Annotated in this window: 21 protein-coding genes; 11 read left to right on the top strand and 10 right to left on the bottom strand. The window is 50.8% G+C overall.

Annotation, left to right across the window (positions count from 1 at the left end):
* Positions 1–7: 7 nt before the first annotated feature.
* The 3 genes from AT705_RS11655 to AT705_RS11645 form a co-directional block, all read right to left on the bottom strand.
* Positions 8–1273, bottom strand: coding sequence for a FecR family protein (locus AT705_RS11655; protein WP_058796711.1), 1266 nt, complete (start codon positions 1271–1273; stop codon positions 8–10).
* A complete protein-coding gene (locus AT705_RS11650; protein WP_058796710.1) occupies positions 1263–2576 on the bottom strand; it encodes a tetratricopeptide repeat protein in 1314 nt (437 codons plus the stop codon). The genes AT705_RS11655 and AT705_RS11650 overlap by 11 nt, the downstream gene beginning before the upstream one ends.
* A 280-nt stretch (positions 2577–2856) precedes the next feature.
* The gene (locus tag AT705_RS11645) at positions 2857–3615 is read right to left on the bottom strand and encodes a substrate-binding periplasmic protein (RefSeq protein WP_157576758.1); all 759 of its coding nucleotides are present in this window, start codon (positions 3613–3615) and stop codon (positions 2857–2859) included.
* 198 nt (positions 3616–3813) lie between these two features.
* On the opposite strand from AT705_RS11645, the gene lspA reads away from it, so the two are divergent.
* Entirely contained in the window at positions 3814–4317 is a 504-nt protein-coding gene (gene lspA, locus AT705_RS11640; protein WP_058796708.1) for a signal peptidase II, read from the top strand.
* Between the two features lie 31 nt (positions 4318–4348).
* Here lspA and AT705_RS11635 read toward each other — a convergent pair whose 3' ends face one another.
* Both AT705_RS11635 and AT705_RS11630 read right to left on the bottom strand, forming a co-directional pair.
* Complete coding sequence (locus AT705_RS11635) at positions 4349–4744, bottom strand: YbaN family protein (RefSeq protein ID WP_010384960.1); 396 nt, start codon at positions 4742–4744, stop codon at positions 4349–4351.
* Positions 4745–4947: 203 nt separating this feature from the next.
* Positions 4948–6219, bottom strand: a complete 1272-nt coding sequence (locus AT705_RS11630) for a hypothetical protein (RefSeq protein ID WP_058796707.1) — start codon at positions 6217–6219, stop codon at positions 4948–4950.
* Positions 6220–6457: 238 nt separating this feature from the next.
* Here AT705_RS11630 and AT705_RS11625 point away from each other — a divergent pair, with 238 nt between their 5' ends.
* The 6 genes from AT705_RS11625 (at position 6458) to AT705_RS11600 (ending at position 15704) form a co-directional block, all read left to right on the top strand.
* Entirely contained in the window at positions 6458–8416 is a 1959-nt protein-coding gene (locus tag AT705_RS11625) for a methyl-accepting chemotaxis protein (protein ID WP_058796706.1), read from the top strand.
* Positions 8417–8522: 106 nt separating this feature from the next.
* Positions 8523–9374: a D-hexose-6-phosphate mutarotase gene (locus AT705_RS11620; RefSeq protein WP_058796705.1), complete on the top strand. Its 852-nt coding sequence runs from the start codon at positions 8523–8525 to the stop codon at positions 9372–9374.
* A gap of 380 nt (positions 9375–9754) precedes the next feature.
* Positions 9755–11119 (top strand): sigma-54-dependent transcriptional regulator, encoded by a 1365-nt coding sequence (locus AT705_RS11615; protein WP_058796704.1) that lies wholly within the window; start codon positions 9755–9757, stop codon positions 11117–11119.
* A complete protein-coding gene (locus AT705_RS11610) occupies positions 11109–12404 on the top strand; it encodes a sensor histidine kinase (protein WP_058796703.1) in 1296 nt (431 codons plus the stop codon). The genes AT705_RS11615 and AT705_RS11610 overlap by 11 nt, the downstream gene beginning before the upstream one ends.
* Before the next feature lie 97 nt (positions 12405–12501).
* Positions 12502–12741, top strand: coding sequence for a hypothetical protein (locus AT705_RS11605; RefSeq protein WP_058796702.1), 240 nt, complete (start codon positions 12502–12504; stop codon positions 12739–12741).
* A 110-nt stretch (positions 12742–12851) separates the two neighbouring features.
* The gene (locus tag AT705_RS11600) at positions 12852–15704 is read left to right on the top strand and encodes a TolB family protein (protein WP_157576754.1); all 2853 of its coding nucleotides are present in this window, start codon (positions 12852–12854) and stop codon (positions 15702–15704) included.
* Between the two features lie 62 nt (positions 15705–15766).
* Here the strand turns inward: AT705_RS11600 and AT705_RS11595 are convergent, their stop codons facing one another.
* From AT705_RS11595 to AT705_RS11580, 5 genes are all read right to left on the bottom strand, one after another.
* The gene (locus AT705_RS11595) at positions 15767–17599 is read right to left on the bottom strand and encodes a PKD domain-containing protein (protein ID WP_058796700.1); all 1833 of its coding nucleotides are present in this window, start codon (positions 17597–17599) and stop codon (positions 15767–15769) included.
* 501 nt (positions 17600–18100) lie between these two features.
* On the bottom strand, positions 18101–19264 hold the full coding sequence (locus AT705_RS11590; RefSeq protein ID WP_058796699.1) for a tetratricopeptide repeat protein: 1164 nt from the start codon (positions 19262–19264) through the stop codon (positions 18101–18103).
* A 449-nt stretch (positions 19265–19713) separates the two neighbouring features.
* Positions 19714–19851 (bottom strand): hypothetical protein, encoded by a 138-nt coding sequence (locus AT705_RS25245; RefSeq protein WP_157576752.1) that lies wholly within the window; start codon positions 19849–19851, stop codon positions 19714–19716.
* Positions 19838–20359 carry a hypothetical protein gene (locus tag AT705_RS11585; RefSeq protein WP_058796698.1) on the bottom strand — a complete coding sequence of 174 codons (522 nt, stop codon included), beginning with the start codon at positions 20357–20359 and terminating at the stop codon, positions 19838–19840. The genes AT705_RS25245 and AT705_RS11585 overlap by 14 nt, the downstream gene beginning before the upstream one ends.
* On the bottom strand, positions 20359–20691 hold the full coding sequence (locus AT705_RS11580; RefSeq protein ID WP_082668976.1) for a helix-turn-helix transcriptional regulator: 333 nt from the start codon (positions 20689–20691) through the stop codon (positions 20359–20361). The genes AT705_RS11585 and AT705_RS11580 overlap by 1 nt, the downstream gene beginning before the upstream one ends.
* A gap of 581 nt (positions 20692–21272) precedes the next feature.
* Here AT705_RS11580 and AT705_RS11575 point away from each other — a divergent pair.
* The 4 genes from AT705_RS11575 (at position 21273) to AT705_RS11560 (ending at position 24196) form a co-directional block, all read left to right on the top strand.
* Positions 21273–21455, top strand: a complete 183-nt coding sequence (locus AT705_RS11575; RefSeq protein ID WP_058796696.1) for a hypothetical protein — start codon at positions 21273–21275, stop codon at positions 21453–21455.
* Positions 21456–21522: 67 nt separating this feature from the next.
* On the top strand, positions 21523–21840 hold the full coding sequence (locus AT705_RS11570) for a hypothetical protein (RefSeq protein ID WP_058796695.1): 318 nt from the start codon (positions 21523–21525) through the stop codon (positions 21838–21840).
* A 339-nt stretch (positions 21841–22179) separates the two neighbouring features.
* Positions 22180–23424 (top strand): efflux RND transporter periplasmic adaptor subunit, encoded by a 1245-nt coding sequence (locus tag AT705_RS11565; RefSeq protein WP_058796694.1) that lies wholly within the window; start codon positions 22180–22182, stop codon positions 23422–23424.
* A gap of 55 nt (positions 23425–23479) precedes the next feature.
* Entirely contained in the window at positions 23480–24196 is a 717-nt protein-coding gene (locus tag AT705_RS11560; RefSeq protein WP_208856735.1) for an ABC transporter ATP-binding protein, read from the top strand.
* Positions 24197–24203: the final 7 nt, after the last annotated feature.

The raw sequence follows: 24203 nt of genomic DNA, 5'->3' as shown, positions 1-24203 counted from the left end.
ATCCCCCTTAAGGTTGACTCAAAATAAACAAGCCAGAAGCGGTGACACTCGGCTCATCAATTTCGTTCAAATTAAAATTGCCACGTAGCTTGTTCAGCTCATCGCTGAATTGGGTCTCGATAGTGCCTTCAGCCAGGTTTTGCCCGTGCGAGGCGAAATTGACACCCAGCGTCATGCCACTGGCGTCGATCAGGCCGTTAAAGGCGGCAAACCATTCACCCTGCTGATCGTTAAACGACAAGACGCCTTGTGGCACTGTGCCGCTGTCGAAATCGACGCTGATCTGCATTTGGATGTTGCTGATTGCGCCGCCAGTCGAGCTAAACTCGGCGCGCTCTAGCGCAGTGTAAAGCGCTGTTCCTGTACGCTCAGCAAGTAAATCTTCAAGGGGATCGATCCCCACTGTGTCGAGGTTCTCTTCGGTAATAAAGCTGTTTTCTGAGATGTCCCGACCAACATCTGGCAAGGCGGCTTCAAAAGCTTCCTGAGCCGCAGGCGGGGTGGCGACCGGGGCTTGCGCTATGGTCAGTGTTGTCGCCTCAGCTGGAGCGTCATCTAGTTCCGCATTGGTATTCTCAGTGTTGCCGTCGTCGCTTTGCTCATCTGAGTTGGTACCGCTGGCAGCGTCCTGGCTGGTTGGTGTGAGCCGGGTAAGTTGTTGCGGTGGGGCGAGTAAGGGCGTTACTTCACCACTTTGGCTGACACTGGCAAAGGAAAAGTTACCTTCCTGCCCAAGCAGCAGCGGCTCCTCGTTGACACTGACCTCAATGGTGCCGTCCCACACGGCCAGCAGCAGTGTATCTCCTTGCCATTCAACTTCGTAGTGCGTACCCCGGATCCCGATACTGCCTACCGGGGTGCGGAGCTGATAATTGTCTTTGTTGCCTTTGATTTTGCCCGTAATGGTGCGCAGCCCGCCAGTTACTAATTCCATCACAACGGAGCCATCTTCTTCCGAAGACCCGCTATATTCATTGATGATCAGTTGGGTGTTTTCTTTTAAGGCGATTAAAGCCCCATCCTGCATACGCAGCTGAGCATTGCTTTGCTGTCCGGTATTCACCACGTCTACATCAAAGACCGGACTGCGACGTTTCAGTGCGCGTTGCTCGGCGCTGTCACTGGCTGTCGCCACGACCTGACCGCGAGACATCAGTGTTTTGCCTGCCGGCGCAGCCTGGCTAATGGGAACAAAGAGCAACCCGGATAATAAGAGGGTCAGATGAGTGCTGTGTCTGAGTGGCTGCCAGCGGATGCGAGAATTAGAAATCATAATGTACTCCTAAGGACCATTCAGTACGATCATAACTGTACAGTTGCAGTGAGCTGTCTTTGTCGTAGTAAGCCAGCTTGGTTTCCAGACTCCAGGCCGGGGTTATCTGGTAGTGCCAGCCCAGATGTGCGATGTGGAGTGTTTCGTCCCGTACTTGTAAAAAGAAAGGGTGCGCGGCACGGTGTTCAATATCCCGGTATTGCACTTTGGCATTAAGGCGGTGGGCATCGTTGAGTCGATACACCAAAGAGGCGCTAAAATGGCTGTAGTCGCGTGCAAAATGCTCACCTTCAGGGGTTCTTGCCGGTTGCCAGGTGTAACCGGCGCTCAGGCGCAACAGCCAGTTGCGGGCTGCCCGGCTGAGGGCCAGCCCTGAGGTATACAAGCGACTGTCGAGTGCGCTGTCCCGGACATTATTCAGATTAAACGCGCTCATGTTGATGGTCGCTGCCCAGTGTTCATTGATGGCATATCTCAGTGCACTAAAGACGCCAGCATCTTGCTGATAGGTTGCAGAGTCCAGTGACATTACGCCCAGCTGGGTGCCCATGTGAAGCTGAAAGGCCGCAATGTCCTGAATGTAGCTGAGGTTCGCGCTGAGCTGAGTTCGGTCAAATTCATCACTGTCCTGATGGCGTTGATCTGATATCTGTAGATTGGCTCGCCATGTCTGGTGCTGGGTTTGTTGCCAGCGGCCATCAAAGCGATAACTGGCGCGGGCGAAGGAATCCGACGCTTCGCGGCTAGTTTCATCGAGCAAAATGGGCAGGCCACCAATTACTATGCGGTCATCTGTGGTGCCACTGTTCACGTTGCTGTCGTGGCCCAGCGCCAATGAAACCCGGTGTTTCAGCTCCTGTATCAGGCTGGCGAGATTGCCTTCAATGGCCGCCAGCGCGCGCGTTACCCGTTGTCTGAATTCATCACTGAGGGGCGTGTTCAGGAGCGAATTGAGTGTCGTGGCGGCTTGCGAGTAGTTCTTTTGCTTGTTGTAAGTCAGGCCAAGCAGGTACAGGCTGGGCTGGTGGTTGGGTTTGGCTGCAAGCACACGCTCAAGGGCAAACACAGCCTCGTTGTAATGGCCTGTTTCGAGTGCGGCCCTGGCGTAGAGAAAATCAAAGGCGGGCTCGCCTGCGGCAGTGTCGAACTGTGCTTGCGCTAATGCATAAGCCTGTTCATATTGTCCCTGCTCGAGTGTTGATTGGAGTTTTTTGAGCGGTGTGGTTGCGGCCAGCGCTGCACTCGTGTGCAGTCCAACCAGCAAAACGACCGGAATAAACGCGCGATGAAGTAATAGCTGCATAACAGATCACCCAAGGTTCGATTATTCTCTGGTACTGCCAGTCAACTTTGTTTGTAAGCATTATTTCATACCCAGGCATGGTGTGCCGGTGCGTATTAAACGGCGAACTGATGCATACACCGCCAACACGCCAGGGTGTCACTGATAACGACCTAACAGGTTAATCTCTATCAGTTTTAAGTCAACGGACCAAGAGAGTGTGATTAAATTATAGACAGTGCTTTCAATAATTCACTCTGAGTTACGGGTACAAGGTATGTTTGATTCATGAAGCGGGTTATTAGGGGATGGGATTGATGCCTTGGTCCTGCTCGATCTGAGGGTATTGTGAAAGTAAATGCTGATAGGTGCCATCCTGGATGATGTCGCTGAGGCCCTGATTGAACAGGTCGATAAGCTTGCGGGACCTGGGGTGTGTTTTGCTGATTCCAATATGGAGTGGCCATGATGCGATGACCTGAGCGTGTAAGGTGAATATGTCACGCTGAAAATGATGGGTGATTGCATAGGCTGCGGCAAACCGATCTGCCACTACGCCGTCGACCCGACCCCGTGCCAGCTGTCGCAGGCATTCGCTCAAATGTAACTGGCTGATGACGCTGATATTGGGATATCCGCTTACCAGGTTTTGATAAGCAAAGCCCCGGATCATGCATACGCGTTTACCGTTCAGAGAGCTTAATCCAGAAAAAGACAAGGCGTTTGCAGAGAGGGAAATAAAAATGAGCTCATTGTGCAAATAGGCGGTGCTAAAGAAGAACTGCTGTGCACGTGCCTGCGTATGCCACAGTGCCGGGATCACATCAACTTCTCCGTTTTGTGCCAGGCGCATTGCCCGACTAAATGGCGCGACTTCAAGCGCAAAGGTTTCGCCTCTGCGGGCAAAGGCTGCGGCAACAATATCATAGCTGAGGCCGCGGTCATCGTCCTGTACGTAAGGTGGCCACACGCTATGACTGCCTAGCAGAATGGGCTTCGCGAGCAAAGGAAAAGCACATATCAGGCACCAGACAAACGCCATTAGCACGAAATTGCGCACACCAGCCCCCTTATTTTCTCACTGTTTTGAGTGTAGTTTAAATCGCCTCAATTGGCAGTATGGAGCGAATGCTGTGGAGTAATTGTAATCTTCTGTTTGGTATGTGCTAAACAATGTATATTTCATCCAACCTGTCATGCCGGTGTCACAATGCGCGTTTTATAGTGGCTTACTGCCAACAAATAAAGACAACAACGTATGACAACTAAACAACGTGTATACTGGATATCTGTAATAGCGGGTGCAGGTTTGTGTCTGGATCAGCTCAGTAAGTGGTTTGCAAGTTACTACTTAAATGGCTGGCAGATGGCCAGCTATTGGCATGACCTGGTGCGCCTTGGTTACCGGGAAAACAGCGGTGTGTTTTTGAGTTTAGGCAGCGAATTACCAGCGCCACTGCGCAGTGTGTTGTTTATTGGGGTGGTTGGACTGCTGTTGGTGGCGATATTGCTATATACATTGAAAAGTGAGGACTTAAATCGCAACCAGATCATTGGCTTGTCTTTGGTGTTGTCTGGTGGTGTGAGTAACCTGATTGATCGGGTGCTGAACAATGGTGCCGTAATCGATTTTCTCAATTTGGGTATTGGTGAGCTGCGAACGGGGGTGTTTAATATTGCTGACGTGGCGATTATGTGCGGTGCGGTGATGTTGATACTCTGTACGACACACAATCAAAACGTTGCTGTGCAAAAAAACTGAGTAAAAGTTACGCTGCCAGGAGCCGTTTAATTTAGCTGGCAGGCAGCTCGGAGGGTTTGCTGAGTAAATAGGCCATGACCATCAGCTCGGTTAACGCGACGCCGACCAGTACAAACCAGGGCGCGGTGGTCATACACAAGATCACAAAGCCAAATAGCATCCCTAAACCCGCGCCCCATTTGCCTTTGACTGGCACAACTTGATGGGATTGCCAGGCAGCCAGCGTGGGACCAAATTTGGGATGAGCCAGCAGCCAGTTGGCTAATTTGGGGTTAGAGCGGGTAAAGCAAGCCAGTGCCAAAATAAAAAAAATGGTGGTTGGCATCACGGGCAGCGCCATGCCAATAAAACCCAGTGCCACACATAAGATCCCGGCAAGGTGTAACCAGAAGCAACGGTTAAATAGTTTTTGTGCGTGTTTTTTCATCGCAGTCCTTCCCGGTATTATCCCGTGTGTTGATCATCGGTGTGACTTACTCTGTTCATTATAGCTAAAAACAAACAGACGAATAGTCGCTGTAATATTTTCGCGCTGTGTGTAATATTTGCCCAAATTGGAGATGTGATGGTGTGTGATATCTAGCACTATGAAGCGTTAAGCAGCGGCCGAAACGCCGCTGCTGGTGGCGCTTAGAAGTAGTAGCCAATGTTAATATTAAAGCGGCGCTCAGTCTCGTCGCTATTACCCGCAACGGATCCGCCCACGAACGGCTGGTTTTTGGCGAGCACATAATCTATGTAGCTAAAGAACGCACCCGCAGAGAGAGAAACACCGGTGACGTTCATCCAGGTGTCTTCGCTGTCGTCCGATTTATCGTAGATAATGCCGTAGTCATTGTAGAATTGCAGGCCTGTGATTGGGCCAAATTGTACCGGTAAGCTGTATGCGATATTGGCATTGCTCATCGTCGCCTTGGCAGCAATGGAATCAAAAAATGCATAGGCGCCGACGGCCATACGTGTGGCAGGTGTATCGACATCGTATTCGTATTCACCGTGCTGTAATTGCAGGTTCCAGGGGCCATAGTTGCCGTTGAAGTGGATTGCCCAGGCCATGTAGTCACCGGCGCTTTCGGTTCCGTCGTGCAGGCCACCACTCAAACCAGATACGCCCAGCTCGGTGGTACCGCCTTTATGCTTGAAGTGATAGGCATAGCGGCCGGCAAAGGTGTTGTATTCGCCCAGCGGCTGGGTTGGGTCATCATAGATGCCATCGCCGGTTTTGCGAAAGCCAACTATGTCGTATGAGTAGCGATCGCTGCGGTCTTCTACATAACCATCGACACCGCCTAGTTCATCATTTTTGAAAAAGCCCAGATCCAGCTGCCAGTTGTCGGCAATTTTGCGTTTAAACAACACACCCATATCGTGGTCGTCTTCCAACCCAATATAATAAGTGGTGTTAAAAAAGTAATTGTGAGAATTATAAGGCCAGTTACCAAAGGGCACTTTGGTCATGCCCAGCTGTGCCTGCCAGTCTTTGGCAAAGTCATAATGTAAATAGGCATACTTAACGGCGGTCATGTAGTCGAAAAAGCGGATCTCGGCATTGAGCCCGAAACCGCCCACATTGCCGGAAAAGTTAAGCCGAAAAATATCGAAGTCAAAATCGCCGCCGCGATTTTTGTTGTCGTCATCATACGACGTGTGGCTGAGGTTAGTCCGTACAGCACCGCCCACTTTGATACTGGGCTTGGCGGGGTCGGCCTGGCGCGCTTTTTTATCGGCTTTGGCCTGAGCTTTTTCGCGAGCCTGTTCGCGTTCCATTTTATGCACTTTTTGCTGAAGCAGTTCAAGTTGCTTCTTTAACTGTGCCAGTTCATCTTCGCTGGCAATGGTGGGACCAGAAGACAACATCATAGCGCCGCAAAGAGCCGTCATGAGTCGAGAGCGTTTTAGCATGGGAGAATACCCGTATGGTTGAGTTAGTGAGAATAAATTATCTCTCAATAGCCTAGACCATTCACTCTTATGTTCCAAGAAACCCGCTATGAACACCAGGAATTTTCCCTGATCCTTTGGATAGTTGCGTAACTATAAACTATATTTTTGAGTAATAACGTGAATGTGATCAGCAACGCTAGGTATATGCGTTTTAGTGTGTTGGTACTGCCAGCCCATCCCGTGAGGAATCCACTCTATGACTATTTCACAAAAGCTCAGACTGGCTTTTATCGTTGCCATCGTCTCGCCTATTTTAATTATCGCTGTGCTGATTGTGTCCCAGACACGGCAATTTGCGCTCGATAAATTTGTGGAGATGAGTGGTCGGGAAGCCCTTCAGGTCGATAATGGAATAGGTATGTTCTTCGATGAAATTGCGAAGAATGTTGAGTTCCTGGCGACCAACCCTAAGCTCACCCGGGCACAAAGCAACGTGCAGGTTTATACCGGTAATAGTACCGCGACAGCGCTTAACTCGCGTGCTGGCAGCGAGACAGAGCAAGCCGTCTATGATCTGTTTGAACGCTTTGGAGATACCCACCCGGGGATTGCCTACATTTACTTCGGTAATACTGAAGGTGGTTATATTCAATGGCCTCAGGGTGAAGTGAGTGCAAACTATGACCCTCGCCCCAGGCCCTGGTATCGCAGCGGACAAGCGGCCAATGGCCAAACCGCAATGACCGATGCCTACTATTGGGCACCGGATGACATGGCGATTGTTTCAACTGTGCGTTCTGTCAGATCCAATGGTCGAGAAATTGGTGTCACGGGCATGGATGTCTCGTTACAGGGCCTGACTAAGATCATTCGGGAAGTCAAACTGGGTGAAACGGGCTATCTGATGCTGGTGGAAGACACGGATAAAATTCTGGTCGATGCCAAACACAGCGATTATCGGTTTAAAGATGTTAAACAGGTCGAAAACGGTCTGTATCAAACCCTGGCCAGTAATCAGTCCGGGCTGTATGAAATTCAGATTGATGGGGCTGACTACTTCGCCAGTATCTACACGTCGAAGAAGCTGGGCTGGAAGTTCATTGCCTTTGTGGAACAAAGTGAAGTGATGGCGGCGGCCAATGCCATGACCTGGACACTGGTGATCCTAAGTGTGGTGCTGGTGGCTTTGTTTGTGGTACTGGCTAACTATATCGCAAATGTGTTGTCTGGCCCGATTGTGGAGGTCAGTGATGGTCTGACTATCATCTCCCAGGGAGGTGGCGATCTGACTCAGCGTTTAGAGGTCGATAGCAAAGATGAAACGGGCAAATTGGCGGATAGCTTCAACAGCTTTCTTAATCTGATCGCGCAGCTGGTAACAGACATAAATACGTGCGCTCAGCAGCTCAATCAAACGGCCGGCGCTACGGCCACGGAGTCGGAGGAATTAACCAGTTCAACTGCGCAGCAACAGCAAGCCCTGGAAATGGCGGCAACGGCCATTAATCAGATGGCGGCAACGGCCAACGAGGTGGCATCCAGCTGTGCAAATGCCGCAGAGCTGGCCACCCAAACTCAGCAGGCCTCAGAGCTGGGTCAGTCGGTGATGTCAGAAGCGGTAGACAGTGTGGTCGCCTTGTCAGACGTGATCAAGCGGGCAACGTCAGACATCAATCAGCTGGACAGTGAGAGTGAAAATATCATGTCCATTCTCAGTGTGATCCGTGGTATTGCTGAGCAAACGAATTTGCTGGCACTGAATGCTGCCATTGAAGCTGCCCGGGCTGGGGAGCATGGGCGGGGGTTTGCAGTGGTTGCCGACGAAGTCCGGGCCTTGTCTCAGCGTACTTCAGAGTCAACCGAAGAAATAGCCTCACAGCTCGACAAGTTGAGAAAAATGACAGAAGGGGTATCGCTGGATATGCGCAGCAGTTTGACCCGCACAGATAAAACGGTGGAGCTGACCGACTCTGCGCAAAGCCAGTTCAGCGAAATCACTCAGTCTATTCAAACTATCAGTGACCTGAATACGCAAATTGCCACCGCAGCTGAGGAGCAGCAGCACGTTGCAGAAGACATTAACCGTAATGTGATTGAAATAAAAAATGCGGCGGATAGTGTCAGCGATGTAGCCAATAACACCAGCGAAAATGGCGATAAAATGCAGCGATTATCTGAACAGCTGACCCGGCTGGTTGGCCAGTTTAAGGTGTAATGAACATGGGATGTGATGAAGATCACTCATATTCGATAGGTACCTCTTACACCGCTCGGGCATTTTAGGTAAGGTAGTGCCAGTTTAGTTTAAAAATAGGTGTTATATGGAACTTTCTGACTCAGTAAAATTGGCACGTACCGAGTCCGGCCTGGAGTATTTTGACGTTAATGGACCACATTGTCAGGCTAAAATTTATCTTCAAGGTGCACAGATCACCGAGTTCATTCCAACAGGTCAGAAAAACCTGTTGTGGGTATCCCAGGATGAAACTTACCTGGAAGGCCAGTCTATCCGTGGTGGTATTCCTATTTGCTGGCCTTGGTTTGGTGTACATGCCGAACCAGACTGGCCGGCACATGGGTTTGCGCGTAAGCAGGTCTGGCGTGCAGAGCGCGTAGAAGAAGACGATACTGCAATTCGTATTGTGTTGTCTTTGCCAATGGCTTCTGTTGATCGTACTTTCTGGTCTTATGAGTCCAGTTTGACCGTTGAGTTTATACTCAGTGAGCAACTTGAAGTCAGACTCTGCAACACCAATACCGGCAGTGAAACGTTTACCCTGACTCAGGCGCTGCATACCTATTTCCCAACGCCTGCAATAGCACAAACCCGCGTGGATGGGCTACAAGGGGCAAACTTTATTGAGTTTGGTGAGGGGCCATTTGTTCAGAACGAAGTGGTCACGTTTGCCCGCGAAACTGACATGGTTTACACCCAAGCACCTGAAGTACAAATCATTGAAACGCCAGAGGGTAAAATTGCAGTTGGCCGCGAACACTCAAGCTCTTGTGTGTTATGGAATCCCTGGATAGAAAAATCCAAACGTCTGAGCAACTTCCGCGACGATGAATACCACACTATGCTGTGTCTGGAAGCAGCTAACGTAATGGACGACGCAGTGACACTGGCTCCGGGCGAATCCCACACCCTCACCACCAAAATCAGTTGGATTTAGTAAGACCGAAGCAACGCTTCGCAGCTATCGTGCATAGTCGTGCTTTAGCGCGGCCTTTGCGCAAGGTGAAATGAGCCGTTTTAAAGATCCAGGCACTATTCACTTTAGTAACTGGGTGCCTTCCATATGGAAGTGTGCCCACTTGTAGCTGTACACCAAGCCATGTTTGCTTGGGTACCACTTTAGCGCGCTGCACTGTTCACTGTTTTACACCCCGTCATCCCGTGCTCGACACGGGAACTACTAGGCTACTTAGCCTGTGAGCAGGTCACTTCTCATAATGCTGTGCCTGCGGCATGGACACAACCGCCTGTCGGACGCTTTTCGTCTCAGTCAATTTCCCGTATTCTGAACGCAATTATAATCGGACAGGGAATACAATGGCAGTACTCATTGTGGATGATAATCCGGAGGTGCGCTTAAGCGCGGCATTTTTGCTTGAAGATCATGGTTTTGAGGTGTTTGAAGCAGAACATCCGGAAGTGGCCAAGCAGTTTTTGAGTTGTAAGCAGATAGAGCTGATCCTGCTCGATATGAATTTTACCCGCGATACCACATCCGGACAGGAAGGACTGGCATTTTTGAGGTGGTTAAAGTCGTTGGATGGTGCACCTGCGGTGATCTGTTTGACCGGCTGGGGCAGTGTGGCACTGGCCGTGGAGGCGATGCGCCTGGGCGCCGCAGACTTTATCGAAAAGCCCTGGCAAAACCTGCAATTGCTGGATGCCATCCGTAAGCAAAGTAAGCTCAGCGCGCTACAAACACAGCAAAGTGTGACGGCAGATACTGAGGTGACATTACCCGCTTATACGTGGCGCTCAGAGGCCATGAAAACCTTGTTCAGGAAATTGGCGCGGATCGCAGCCACTGATGCCAGTGTATTGCTGTGTGGAGAAAGTGGGTGTGGCAAAAGTTACCTGGTTGACGCGCTGCACAGTCAGTCGGCACGCCGTGGTGGCCCTTTGATCAGTGTGAATATGGGCGCCATTCCCGAGAGTCTGTTTGAAAGTGAAATGTTCGGGCACACCAAAGGGGCATTCACTGATGCTAAATCACAGCGTAGCGGGCGTTTTGAACTGGCTGATGGCGGGACCCTGTTCCTTGATGAGGTTGCGACTATTCCGCTGACTCAACAAGCCAAGTTACTTCGGGTGCTGGAAAGTGGAGAATATGAGCGGGTCGGTAGCAGTCGCACAGAGCGTGCTGACATTCGTCTGATCTGCGCCACCAATAGTGATCTGGAAAAAGACGTGGTAGCCGGGCATTTTCGCAGCGATCTGTTGTATCGCATCAATACCTTTACCTTTGAGCTTCCGCCGCTGCGTGCACGGCTGGATGACATAGTGCCACTGGCCAATTACCTACTTGCGCGCCATGCGGCACGTTACAACCTCGACACTAAAGCACTGGATAGCGAGGCACAGGCTGCATTACTGGCCTACCGCTGGCCCGGTAATATTCGTGAGCTCAGCCATGTGATGGAGCGGGCCTTACTACTTAGTGAAGGGGCGCAGATCGGTGCTGTGGACTGTCAGCTGCGCTTGTCCAGTCCTGAACCAGAGCCGCTGCATACTGATGTGGCACAATCGTCGGGCAGGACGTTGGCGGAGGTCGAGAAAACCCTGATAGAACAGACCCTGGCACTGCATCAGGGGCAGGTCAGTAAAGCAGCCCAGGCGCTTGGGCTGACAAAGTCCTCTTTATATCGCCGACTGGATAAATACGGGTTGCGCAGTGAAAGCTAACTTCGAGCGCGCTCTGCATGCGCATCTGGCTTTACTGGGACTCGTCGTGGTGGCTCTGTTGTCATACTTATTATGGCAGCAGGCGTTGCCATGGTGGCAGGTTGTGCTCATAGCGGGTGGCGTCAGCGGAGGGTTGTGGCGTCTGCACACGCATCGTCTGGCACAGCTGGAGGGTATTTTTTCACGTGCACACTGGCAGCTTGAGGCCATGCAACAGGCGGACTTCAGTCAACAGATCCGGCCCCATTTTCGCTCTGGCCACGTGGCGGCATTTGAACAGCAGTTGATAGCGCTGGGCGAGCAGTTACATCATCAAAAATCGCGTTATAACTCACAGATCTTTGTTATTTATCAGCTGATTGACAAGCTCAATGCCCCGATCTTGGTTTTTACCGAAGAATCACGATTAAGCTATGCAAATCAAGCTTTTGAATCCTTGTATAGACAACCCTGGCAGCATTATAAAGGGGCAACGGCCTTGTCTCTGGGGCTGGAAGAGGCGCAGCAGGGCTGGCAATTTGTCAGTCACACCCAGGGGGCTCGCTGGCAGCTGCACAGCAGCTATTTCTATGAGCAAGGCAAGCGCCACAGTTTACTGGTCGCGCTGGATATTACCAAAGCGCTGAGGCAAAAAGAGCTGGCTGCCTGGCAGCAATTGATCCGGGTGATCAGTCATGAAATACGTAACTCGCTGACCCCGGTGAGTTCATTGGCGCAAAGCCTTGCGGAGCGTGCAACCTCAGCCAGAGAGCAGCAGGCACTGTCGGTCATTGAGCAGCGTTGTCAGCATTTGCAGCACTTTGTGGCCCGTTATGGTGAGATCAGTAAAGTCATTGAGCCCCAGCTTCAGCAGGTACAGCTCCACCCGTTGTTTGCGTCAGTACAGGACTTATTTGCATCACAGCACCCGACACAGCGTATAGCACTGGATTGCCAGGCGCATCAGTGTCATTGCGATCCGCAGTTACTTGAGCAGGTCCTGATCAACCTGGTTAAAAATGCCATCGAAGCCAATCAAACTGCCACACCAGCTGGCCACCAGGTGCTGATACGTAGCTATTACCTCAGCCCAGCCGTGGTGATAGAGGTGGCAGATGAAGGGGGCGGATTTGCCAATCTCGACAATGTCCTGACGCCGTTTTATTCCACCAAGACCGAGGGGCAGGGCATTGGGCTGACCTTCAGTCAGCACGTGATTGAATGTCATGAGGGCCAGTTTGAGGTTAACAACGAGCAGCGAGGTGAGCGAGTAGGTGCGGTCATTAAGATAACACTCCCCAGTTGATAATAATTATCATTTGCGTATAATGACCCTCATACTGATCTTAACCTATGCTGCCGTCGTATTATCATGCCAGCAAACCCTGATCCGGGAGTGGTCTATGTTGGTTTTAACCCCTTTAATCGTATTTATTGTCGCGGCTGCGTGCGTCAGCCAACTCAGGTTAGCGCGTTTAATGACGGCCAGACTCAGAGGATTGCTTGCCTGGAGTAGTGCAGGCATTCTGGCACTGGCAAAAGTGTACGCCGGGCTGAGTTTTGCCGCAGCCTTTGCGGTGTTTATCGTCGCCGGTGGCATTTTGCATATGGTCAGTTCACTTGATCAGCACAGCGATGCCTGAGCTGCGCTGGGTTAAAGTGTTTCAAAAGATAAATACCTACTGATTCTTAAGCACATTTTTTGCCATACTAAGCGCAACTTTGGATCACATCATCGAGGATGAGCATGGTTGTGCAATTGATGAGAACTTCTTTTGCAGCGGTGTGCGCTGCATGCCTGCTATTTATTGTGAGCACTCAGGCTCGCGCCAATGACTGGCAGACCCTTCATACCGAGCACTTCAGAGTACACTACACACCGACCCAGCAGGCCTGGGCGCGATCCGCAGCCGTTGAGCTGGAGCTGGTCAGGGATCTGGTGTTACAGCAACAGGGTCGGGCTCTGGATAGCATTGCCGATGTGGTGGTGTTTGATCCCATCAATGGCGCAAATGGCTTTGCATTACCCAGCACCGGCACCCCGCTGATGGCGCTGTTTACCACGCCGCCACAGTCAGACTCTGTGATTGCCAATAGCCCGGGCTGGCAGCAATTATTGATCCTGCATGAATACATTCACCTGGTCCATTTATCTCAACCCAGCCGCAGTGTGTGGCGTCAGCATCTGCGTGATTGGTTTGATATTTATGATCTTTCCAGTGCGGTATTACCCCGCTGGGTTTCAGAAGGGTATGCCACCTTGCTGGAGTCACGGATGACGGGCCGTGGCCGCCTTTACGATAATTACAGCGAAGCCTTGCTACGTGCGTTTGCCCGCCAGGGGGCTTTATTGTCTTACGGGGCGTTGAGCAATGGCGATGGCAGTTACCGCTCCAGTGCGATGGCGTATTTGCTGGGGGTGAGATTTTTGGCCTGGCTCGAGGACAAGCATGGGAAAGAGACGCTGGATGCTGTCTGGACGCGCGTTCATGGCGTACACAAACGCAGCTTTGCCAGCGCCTTTGAAGGGGCATTCGGACAGAGCGCGCCACAGCTGTATCGTCGCTTTATCGCGGAATACACCTACTTTGCGATGACTCAAGAGCGTGACCTGGATACGCTGAACAGCCCATTATGGCAGGAGTTTGACTATGCGGCGAGCGATCCTGTGTTGTCCCCGGATGGCTTGCAAATTGCGCTGACTGAGCGCAGCCGTGACGGAGAGCGCTGGCTTAGAGTGTATAAAACCGAAGACAATATTGAGGCCAAACAAGCCTTCGACAAAGCACAGCAGGCTATTCTGGCTGCGGACCCCACAGACATTGCAGATAAGTCCCCGGCCGTGTTTAAGCGTGAGCAGGTGGCTGAGCTGGCAGCGAGTGATTTTGCAGGCATACAATATCCGCAGTGGCTGGATCAGGAAACGCTGTATTTTGTTGCCCGCGCGCGCGTTGATGAGACGCGGGGCAACCGGGTCAACGATCTGTATCGCTGGCATATTCCCAGCGGTGAGGTGACACGATTAACTCAGTCGCTGGGGATCCGCCGTTTCACCTTGCTGGACGCAGATACGCTATTTGCAGAGCAGGTACGTAGTGGATTTTCAGAATTGGTGCGGGTCGAGATCAGCAGCAACACGGTCACGCCACTGTCGGCGCGCAACCTCGGCACGGTATACGATTACCCGCAGCTTGCCTCTGATAAACGTCAGCTGGCCTACCTGAAAACCGCGCTGAACGGCAACTGGAAATTGTATATACAAGACTTGCAATCCGGCACAGTGCGCGGTGTCCCTATGCCGCAGGGATATCAATACCTGACAGCACCCAGCTGGCAAGCAGACGGGCAAGGGCTTTATTTTATTGCGGGTCTGAATGGCCAGCTGGGTGTGTATCGTTACGATATCAAGCAAAACAGCCTGTATCTGATCACCACCGGACAAGCGGTTTTTGAACAACTGGTGCCTCGGGCGGATCAGCCGCTGTTATATGCTCAAACCACGCCACAGGGCACGCGATTGCATGCGCTGGATAGCCAGATCGCGGAACAACCCGTCACGGCCCTCAGTGAGGATTTCGCGGTACCACTGGGTAAAACCGATACCGTAGTATTGCCTGAAGCTCAGATTTATGACGCTGAGGAGCAGACTATTACCCACAGTGATTACCAGTGGCTGAAGCAAAATGCGTCCGTGGCATTATCGGCGCAGGCCAGCACTGCTGCCAGCGAATTGCTGAGCGTGGGCGTCAAAGGCAGTGATCTGCTGCAGCAATTATCTTGGCAACTGGGACTGACACAGAGCAGCGACAATGTACTGGATGGCAGTTTTGCCGCGCTGCGCTACCGCTGGGGAGACTGGCGTTTTGATGCCCACCTGAGCAACTACCGCTTAGACAGCCGTCACCAGCATGCTGAGGCACAGCCGGTCAGGTTGCATGGTACAGGACTGAGCACCAGTGTGAGTTATGAGTGGCGTTTTGATACTTTGTCTGTTGCGCCTTTTGCTGCGGTTACCCACTATGATGATGAAGGCGATGAGGCCATGACCACGCAGTGGACCGGGCTGGAGCATGGCTGGCAATACTACCAACAGGATTCTGCCCTGGGCTATCGTCTTAAAGCAGCCATATTGAGAGGTGACAGCCAGGGACACGGTTATGACTGGCAGGGATATGGCAAGGTGTGGGACTGGCCCTGGTTTGCGGGTGTGCAGTCTCAGTATCGCGACGCTCAATTGCTGCGTCTGGGCGGGTTTGATAACAATATCCTCAGTGGCCGCACCCGCAGCGATCTGGTGCTCAGCCCCGAGCTGCCTTTTCAGTTTGCTACCGGCCGGCATTATTACGGCTATGAACTGGCATCCAGCTGGTCACTGGGCCAGCCCAGACTCTTTATTAAACATCACCACCTTGATGGCCTGCGGATCGCGAAAAGCTATGGGGTGAAGTGGCAAGTTGACCTGAGCCAGCAAGTGCTTGGATGGGCAAACTGGTTTGCGCCTGCCGGGATGACTGATCTGCATTTTGATCTGGGTGTTGCCCGGGTGGAAAGTGATCTGGCGGAGGATTCACTGCGGGCCTGGCTGGGGCTGTGGTATGCGCTGTAAGGGGCAGATAAATAAAAAGGCAGCGAGTGCTGCCTTTTTAGGGAGAAAAATTTAATTCAGTATTACTGGTAATCCGCAACCAGGCTCAGACCTGAGTATGCGTTGTAGGCACGAATACCGACCCAGTAACGACCGGCACCATCGTTGCGTGTACAGTTTTCGGTGTTACCCCAACGGTACGGACGACAATCATAAATGCTGGTAGTGGGTTGTGCATCTTTACGTACGTACAAGTCAGCATCACCGCTGCCACCTGAGATATCAAAGGTGATGTTGGTCGCGCCCGCTGGCACATCAAAGTAGAAGTAAGTCATCTCGCCACGTGCAGCTGACAGGCCAGTTCTTGCTACGCCTTTTTGCAGCTGATCTTCACCACCTGGGCCATAAACAGGCACTTGCTTCGAAGTTGTCGCAGTTGCACCTGTGCTGTCTGTCACAGTCAGTGACACTGTGTAGTTACCGCCAGCGGCATAAGTGTGGCTTACAGATGCACCAAAGCCTGTTGCGTTGTCACCATAGTTCCACTCGTACTGAGAGATAGCGCCATTCGGTGAGCTAGACGCGCTGCCGTCAAAGCTACATGCCAGTTCTGTACAGTTGGCAGTAAAGTCGGCTGTTGGCATTGGATCGCTGTTGTTGTCGCCATCCGGAATACCATTGAAGTGGCTCGATACTTCAGGCCAGATCTTGCTGATCTTCACACCCTGGTTGGTACAGCCACCAAAGTGGTGCAGTGCAATAACCTTGTTGCTTGATGCCGCCAGAACCGGTGAGCCAGAAGAACCGCCAATGGTGTCACAGTAGTAGCCCATGTCTGTGCCAGTTCCACGGCCATTGGCTGTTACGACGTCAGCTTCACAGTTGCCGCTGCTGTTCTGATCTGACTCAATGGCCAGCTCTTTCGGGTTACCTGAACCGTGCTGTGGAATATAGATGCGCTCGCCTTGTGTCGCATCGCGAACATCCAGACCAAAGTAGCCAAATGGCGCCGCTTTGTTGAACTCGTTGATGGTGAACAGGGTGTAGTCCAGTGTGTAGTCAGAAGACAGGAAGTCTTTACCTGTGACTTTCACCACAGTTTCAAGGTTTGAGCCATTACAGCTGGTGTGCTGGTAGTTGAACCATACTTCTGTGTTGGCCAACTCAGACGCAGAACCCACACAGTGCTCGTTGGTGAACATACGGTTGTCCGGGCCAACACGCCAACCAGTACACAGGCCGCTACCGTTCATCAGCAGGCGAGCAACCGGGCGTGAACGCTCAAATTCAGTGGAGTTTGAATTTGCCCAGCACTGTACGTCACGACGCTCATTAACGCCACACGTTGACTCAATACCCACGTCGGTTGATGCGTTCATGGCTTCCATCATCGGCGTGTTTTCTGTGCCGTGGTCGTAGAAATCAATCACTGCTGGTGTGATTGCCTGAGTTGAAATTTGGCCTGAGTCAGACGCGCTACCCGGTGTATATTCAACGATTGCCGTTTCAGCAGAGATAGACATGGCTGAGAAGCTCGTTACGCCGTCGTCTCCCAGTTTGCTGTTAACAGTTGCTGCATGCATATTCGCTTCAGTGTACTCGTAGCGTTCGCTGCCATCTGCTGAGCGTACAACCAGCTTGCCGCCATTGGCCAGGTTCACATTTTTAAAGTGTAGTTTGATGTAGCTGGCATCAGGGTGGGTGATGGTGCGTGTGATCACTGTGCTGCCTGTGCTGCTGAGTGTCGCAAACTCCTGACCGAGCGAAATGTTGGCATCGGCACGGGCACCAATGATGGCTTTGCTGGCCTTACTGGTGTATTGCATCATTTGTGCTTCTGTCAGTGGCGCAGTGTTTTGAGCCAGTGCTGCGGTTGAGAGTAAGCCGAGCGCAGAGACAAGATAGGTTAGTTTCATTGCTGTTCCTTTTCACTTGTTGTTGAATGATTTTTTAGATTAAAAAGTTATTGAATAAATTTCGCACAGGTACAAAGGTAATCACAAAATCAGTTTTTGTAAAGAAAGTGATAACAAAAAATTAATAAAGTAAATCATCACTCCTCATTTAAGTGCTGTATTTATGCGTGTTTTGGGTAAAAAATTTTTATTTTTACCGTTTGCGCTCTGTAATTTATTCCTGTTTTGTGGACTAAAGGTGTGATTTTCAGAGAAAATCAGCAAATATCCAGGATCTTCCTTTATTTTAGAAGCGATTACGTGTCACCGGCTTGGGTTTAGCATGCTTGATATTTTTGTTAACGGGGGCTTTACATGTTCATTGTTGCATGGCCAAGCGGCTGTAATGACGGGGTAATAATTGAGCGCGGGCAGAGCCATCATTCAGGGTTGGGCATCACGTAGCGGGCTAAGACACTGAGTGGCTGCGTACGTAACTAGGCAGCCAGCTCGCAGCTGTTGTTACTGCTCGGTGAGTGACTGCAACATGCTGTGTTTAGCGGTGAACACCCGGCTTTTTTCCGGATCGGAGGTTTTCTCAATTGCCAGCTCAAGCTGCTGACGGGCTGTATCATGGTCGCCCTGCAGGTAACTGATCTTGGCCAGCTCAAAATACGGCTCAGGCAGGTAAGGGGTTTCTTTTAGCACGTTAACCAGCATGCGGGAGGCTTTTTTCAGCTGGCCTTTGGCAATGGCACTGCGCGCATTCATCAGAAAGTCGAACGGGGTTTTGGCATCCTCTTCGAGCTGTTGCTCAAGGCGTGCAGCCAGCGCCGTTGCCTGCTGCGCTTTCGCTAAGACCAGGTAATTTGACAGCAGGTTATGACTGGTCAGACGATGCTGGTCGGCATACTGATAAATGGTTTCAGCGCCTTTCAGATCGCCGGCCCGACGGTGCAATACGGCAGCGATATTGATCAGCTCCGGGTCGTCTGGGGCATAGCTGCGGGCGCGCAGAATTCTGGCGGCACTGAGGTCAAACTCATCAGCCAGCATGGCTTTTACGGCCAGGTTAGCGTAAAACTTGGCGACCAGATCTTTGTACCGGGCTGACGCGACAAATATGGCATCCTGCGCCGGGAAGTAGTCGATGATGGTGCCCGGGCGGACCAGTGTGATCCAGTCTTCCTCTTCCTGCTCCTCAGGTGCCAGCAGCTTAGTTTTAAAGTGTGACGAGATCAGTATGGTATCGGCGACTTGCTGATACACGGGGGCCGAAGCCACTTTGTGATATCGGGTGTCTATACCTGCCACAAAGGCGTAGGCCTGAGTCAGTACAGCGAGTGAAATACAGTTGCCACCACCGTATTGTAACGATTCGGTGGCGCTGTAAGTTTCGCCCCGATAGTGGAACTCGTTCAGCTGATCGTGCAGGTATTCAAAAATGATCCGGTCGCCGCGCATGCCCGCTAAAATATGTTTTTGATAGTAGCGCAGAAAGGCTTGTTGCTCTTGTTCCGGCAGGGTAAAAATGGACTGCTCATCGAGTACCGCAACCGGGTTAAACAGGGCATGGTTAAATGGCATGTCCGGTCGTGGTGGCGGTGTTGTAGGGTGTTTTTGTGGGCTGGCACAGGCGCTCAGCAGCACAGTGAACAGGCTCACTAGCCAGAGGCGAGCAGGCATAGTCATACTCCTTAAGACACGCATTGTGCGTATCCGCTTGGTCGCGGTTTTTGTAATTATTGCGCTTTGACTCTACACCTATCCTAATGATCTGCCAATGGGTTTGTGGTTTGGTGGTTACTGTGGATGTACGGGGAAATCAGTTTTGGTAGGGATATTTAGGCCCCTTTAACCTTGCTCTGTTTATCTGGGTTGGGAGGAATCGTAAGCGGTCAGTATGACTTATGTGCTTTGAGTGAGATATTTTGACTGTGTCAGGCATTTATCCCGTATTTAATACGGGATATGTACAACGAGGGCGTTAAGGCTTCCATTTATATGTTGCTGGTCATTAATCTATTCATAATTTTGAGCAACTTAAAAACTCTCTTTCCTGAGTTATTAGGTCACGTATGAGTTGAGGTTTAGTTAGATTAATAAACTTTCAATTTATGAATAGATTAATAAATTTAACCTGTATAAGGCGCTTTTTTCTTTTTCTCAAAAGGGGGGTCGATCGGCGCCATTCTAGGTAATGTTGATCTATCAGGGTCTCCACTGACTCCACCTGCAACCTGAGTCAGTAAAACACGTTTAATTATTTTCATATTGTAAAGTTCCTTGCGTTCTTTTAGTCACAAAAATGTATGTAATGAGTGATAGAGATTGCAATACATGAAGTGCATACATAACGGGCACCCAAACATGGTGATAAATGAATGGATAATCAAGAATTTTATAATAATAGAGTTGAATTTCAATCCACTGAGCACCGCAAAGTATCATAGCTACAAGAGCTAAAACATAATATGCGCACTCAGGTACAGTCAATGAATAGTTGTCGCCTGCAAGTTTGAAGAAATTCAAGCCAGAAGCTTTGTACAGTCTGCGAGCAAGTACGCTGCGAGTCAAAAGAAGCAACAAGTATAAAATGTTGGCGAATAACAGCCATAAGTAATAATGCTGGGTCCATTGAATGGCAATTGGCTTTACTGTGGCTTCAATTGACTGTACTAAAATAAGAATAAAAAATAGCCACCTGGCGTTATAGTGCTGCCATGTCATGACTAGTCCAATCAGTGTTACGGAAGAGATCAATACCTCAACAATATGCATCAGTCTTCTCCCTTGTCTTCTGTCTCTGGTTCCATAGGTGGTTCTTTCTGTTGGGGCTTTTTAATTGTTCTTTTTTCTGCGTTATCGGCCAAAAAGCCAAAAAAGCTTTTCCAGTCTTTACCAAAGATCATCAGGATATCAAGCAATTGCTCCAGATCCATAATGGTCTTACCACTTTCCCAATTGGAAATGGTGGACTGATCTACCGGGACGGACATTTTCTTGGCCAGCTCGGCTTGCGACATTTTTTGTTGTATTCGCAAACTGCGCAGTGACGCCTGAATGTCCCTTCGGGCGCTGTTTAGCCAGTTCAATCGTTGACGTGAATTCATTGTACATCCGTATATGAATATTAAAACAGTGAAGTTACATTTTGTTTCTTATTATTATACGGGGTAATTTAACAGCTGTTTAAAAAATGTAAAGTATCAATCTGTTATTTTGTACCCGAATACTGATTAAGTTACGCTCTAAAAGTTTGTTTTACTTACATTGATTTAGGTAAAAATCATGAGTTGTAAGGGGTTTCTAATTGAGGAGGGCACGCGCCTTGTCTGATGCACTTTATGAATGGATTCATAACCAGTAACCGTGAATATGTAAACAAGTGTTACCCAAGGCGTTATGATTTTTTTTATGACGTTTTTTCAACAGCGCATTTTGCAGACCAAATGGGTAGTAAATGACGCATTTTTTTGCAGGCCGGCCAGCGCTATATTCACCCCGGAGGAGAGCAGCGCAGCCTTGTTGAGATAAAAAAGCCAGGTGTTTCCGTGCTCTGACTAGTTTTACGGTTCGAGAAACTCATCCTTTTTACCCAGTCTGAGCCCATAGTGATTGCACAATTGTGGTTTATAAATTCCACGACCAAGATTTCTTTGCGCAAATCTTTACTTAACTCATGGAGACTAACATGGTGGTTTATCAAAAGGCACTCCTGGCAGCGGCGCTTTCGCTGACCTTGCTGCCCAACAACGCGCTTGCCACGCGGCTGGCTGCACCAGGCACTTACTGTAATGGCCTGGATCGGACCCAGATAGACATCGATGAGCATGTTGAAAATCAATATATGGTTTATCTGGCACTGAGCCCCTAACTGGCGGACACCGCGTTGACCGTGTCGGGAAGACATCATCTTTGGTAACGACGGGAATAAAGACCGTTTGTCCGGAAGCTCAGGTGCCGACATCCTTGTTGATTCCGGTGGTGGCTCGTGGGGCAACCGTGCTAAATCCTGGGGTGGCAGTGGTAACGACTTTATCTATAACGAGTGGAGTGACAGCAATATGAGTAGCTACATAAGCAGCGCGAGGCATAGATCGGGCTACTTTGACCGCGCAGTCCGTAAAGCGAGTAGTGGTCTGTCATCACGTCACGAAGAAGTACTGAGACTGAAGCAATTCTACAAAGAGAAAGGCTACAGTGAGTTTAAAGGTCGTATTGCGGATCTGGTTGATGAAACACCTATGAAGCCTGGCTGAACAACCGCAGTAAGAGCGTGTACGATTTGCAATAATACTGACTGTGCTTGCACAAAGCACATATGAATTACTTGAGGTCCGTAATAGGATCCGTCCCGAGTAAGGGGGAAGTCTGTGACTTCCCCCTTTTTCTTTCTTGTCCGACTGTGACTGCGAAAATAAACAACCGATTTTACTGTCTGTCATGGCCCTCTTTGCCCCCGTTCCAATTCCGGACAACGCGTCCGCTTTCGCCGAAATTCGGGATGTGATTTATTTAACGTCATGATTTTAAAGCTATAAAAGTTTGGCACGAAACTGGCTCCTAGCGTGACAGAGACAATCTTTACGGAGCTGAAAATGGATGTAATTAAACCGCCTGAACCCACCAAGCGCTGGCGTCGCTGGATGTGGGGGCTGGTCGCTTTAGTTTTTGGGGGGAGTGTCTGGCTGATAGGTCCCAGCGAGCAGATCACCCGGCTGGGGCGGCATGAAGTCCTGATTGCCACGGTGGAATATGGGCCACTGTCGATTGGTGTGGACAGTTTTGGCGTGCTGCGCAGTGCGGAGCAGCATTTAATCACTGCCGACAGTGATGCGGTAGTGAAACAGATCCACCTCAAAGCGGGGGCACCCGTTGCTGTGGGGGAGGTGATTGCGACGCTCGATAATCCGGATCTGTCACTGGCGGTTGCGCAGGCACAACAGGCTTTGCAGAGCAGTGATATGGCATTGCAACAGCTTACACTGAATCAGCAGCGAGAGTTTCTCAGTGAGCAAACGGCACTGGATAAATTAACCGGCGATCTGGCAACTGCCCGGTTACGGCTGCGGGCCGAGCAGGGGCTCGCTGAGAAAGGGATCATTTCGCACCTGGCATTTGCGCAGACTCAGTCCCGTGTCGCCAACCTGGCCCGTCAAATGCAGAGCGCACAACAGCGTCTGGACCAGCTAAAAAAGCTTCATGCCAGTGCGCAGCAGCTGGCAGCACAGCGCATTGTTATCCGGCGCCAGGAGCTGGCGCGCAGCCGTGCTAGGTTAGCTGCATTGACTATCACGGCACCCGTTGCGGGTATTTTGGAGCGTATGCCCCTGGCGGTGGGTCAGCGCCTGACAGTGGGCGACGAAACGGCATTGATTGGCAGTCAGACGCAGCTGCTGGCTGAGCTGCGCGTGCCACAGTCGCAGGTGCAAAAAGTGCTGCCGGGGCAGGCGGTGATCGTAAGGATCCGTGATCAGCAGGTAACAGGCACCGTGGGACGGATTGATCCTGTGGTGGCAGAAAACAGCGTGAAAGTGGAAGTCGCGCTCCCTCAGACGCTCCCTAAAGCGGCCCGACCTATGCTCAGTATTGATGCCAGCATCACTGTGGCTGAGCTGGATCAGGCTTTATATATTCGTCGTCCGGCCAATGTACGTGAGCAACAGACCGCGCAGTTATATCGTGTGCATGAAGACGGCAACACTGAGCTGAAAACGGTGCAATTTGGCGCGCTGGCGGGTCGTTATGTGGTGATAGAGCAGGGCGCCGAACAAAACCAGCGCTGGATTATTTCTGATTTGAGTAACCTGGCACAACAGGGCGTGCAGGTTGCACTGAATTAAAGGTTTAAAGGACAACTATGGCACAATGGGGTGTCGGTTTGTCAGCGGGGATAGTATGACACAGATAATAGCAATGCAGCACATCAGCAAAGTGTTCGAAACCGAAGCACTGCAAACACATGCTTTGCGTCAGGTGAGCTTGACCATAGAGCAAGGCGAGTTTGTTTCCATCTCCGGCCCGTCCGGGTGTGGTAAATCCACTTTGCTGTCTATTATGGGCTTGCTGGATGAAGCCAGCAGTGGGCAATACTTTATTCAGGGGGTTGAGGTTGGCACCTTGACCGCCGATCAGCGAGCAGAATTAAGAAACCGCCACATCGGGTTTATTTTCCAGTCTTTTAATCTGATCGATGAGTTGTCGGTGTTTAATAATGTGGCATTGCCGCTGCGTTATAGCCAGACTCGACTGTCGCGTGAGGAGGTGCACAATCGCGTACAAAGCTGTCTCGACAAGGTGGGGTTATCGCATCGTGCCGGGCATAAGCCAGATCAGCTCTCTGGTGGACAGCAGCAGCGGGTTGCCATTGCCCGGGCACTGGTTGCGCACCCTAGCATTTTACTGGTGGATGAACCCACAGGTAACCTTGACTCCAAAAGTGGTGACGCGGTGATGCAACTGATCGCGCAGCTACATCAGCAAGGGACGACCATTTGTATGGTGACGCATGATCCCAGGTATGCTGATATGGCACCGAGGCAGATCCGTCTTCTCGATGGTGAAATCGTCGGTGGCAGTCACACTCATCGCACTGCACGCAGTGCGATTGTCTGAAGGAATG

The sequence above is a fragment of the Pseudoalteromonas rubra genome, from assembly GCF_001482385.1.
GTDB classification, from domain to species: Bacteria; Pseudomonadota; Gammaproteobacteria; order Enterobacterales; family Alteromonadaceae; genus Pseudoalteromonas; species Pseudoalteromonas ardens.
The sequence above is the reverse complement of the archived record's forward strand: the minus strand, read 5'-3'. Positions and strand labels throughout refer to the sequence as shown.

Coding starts and splice junctions, on each gene's coding strand:
- AT705_RS11620 (WP_058796705.1), top strand. CDS start 8,523: ATGGAACTTTCTGACTCAGTAAAATTGGCACGTACCGAGTCCGGCCTG.
- lspA (WP_058796708.1), top strand. CDS start 3,814: ATGACAACTAAACAACGTGTATACTGGATATCTGTAATAGCGGGTGCA.
- AT705_RS11575 (WP_058796696.1), top strand. CDS start 21,273: ATGGTGGTTTATCAAAAGGCACTCCTGGCAGCGGCGCTTTCGCTGACC.
- AT705_RS11590 (WP_058796699.1), bottom strand. CDS start 19,264: ATGCCTGCTCGCCTCTGGCTAGTGAGCCTGTTCACTGTGCTGCTGAGC.
- AT705_RS11655 (WP_058796711.1), bottom strand. CDS start 1,273: ATGATTTCTAATTCTCGCATCCGCTGGCAGCCACTCAGACACAGCACT.
- AT705_RS11630 (WP_058796707.1), bottom strand. CDS start 6,219: ATGCTAAAACGCTCTCGACTCATGACGGCTCTTTGCGGCGCTATGATG.
- AT705_RS11615 (WP_058796704.1), top strand. CDS start 9,755: ATGGCAGTACTCATTGTGGATGATAATCCGGAGGTGCGCTTAAGCGCG.
- AT705_RS11560 (WP_208856735.1), top strand. CDS start 23,480: ATGACACAGATAATAGCAATGCAGCACATCAGCAAAGTGTTCGAAACC.
- AT705_RS11585 (WP_058796698.1), bottom strand. CDS start 20,359: ATGCATATTGTTGAGGTATTGATCTCTTCCGTAACACTGATTGGACTA.
- AT705_RS11650 (WP_058796710.1), bottom strand. CDS start 2,576: ATGCAGCTATTACTTCATCGCGCGTTTATTCCGGTCGTTTTGCTGGTT.
- AT705_RS11625 (WP_058796706.1), top strand. CDS start 6,458: ATGACTATTTCACAAAAGCTCAGACTGGCTTTTATCGTTGCCATCGTC.
- AT705_RS11605 (WP_058796702.1), top strand. CDS start 12,502: ATGTTGGTTTTAACCCCTTTAATCGTATTTATTGTCGCGGCTGCGTGC.
- AT705_RS11580 (WP_082668976.1), bottom strand. CDS start 20,691: ATGAATTCACGTCAACGATTGAACTGGCTAAACAGCGCCCGAAGGGAC.
- AT705_RS25245 (WP_157576752.1), bottom strand. CDS start 19,851: ATGAAAATAATTAAACGTGTTTTACTGACTCAGGTTGCAGGTGGAGTC.
- AT705_RS11565 (WP_058796694.1), top strand. CDS start 22,180: ATGGATGTAATTAAACCGCCTGAACCCACCAAGCGCTGGCGTCGCTGG.
- AT705_RS11635 (WP_010384960.1), bottom strand. CDS start 4,744: ATGAAAAAACACGCACAAAAACTATTTAACCGTTGCTTCTGGTTACAC.
- AT705_RS11595 (WP_058796700.1), bottom strand. CDS start 17,599: ATGAAACTAACCTATCTTGTCTCTGCGCTCGGCTTACTCTCAACCGCA.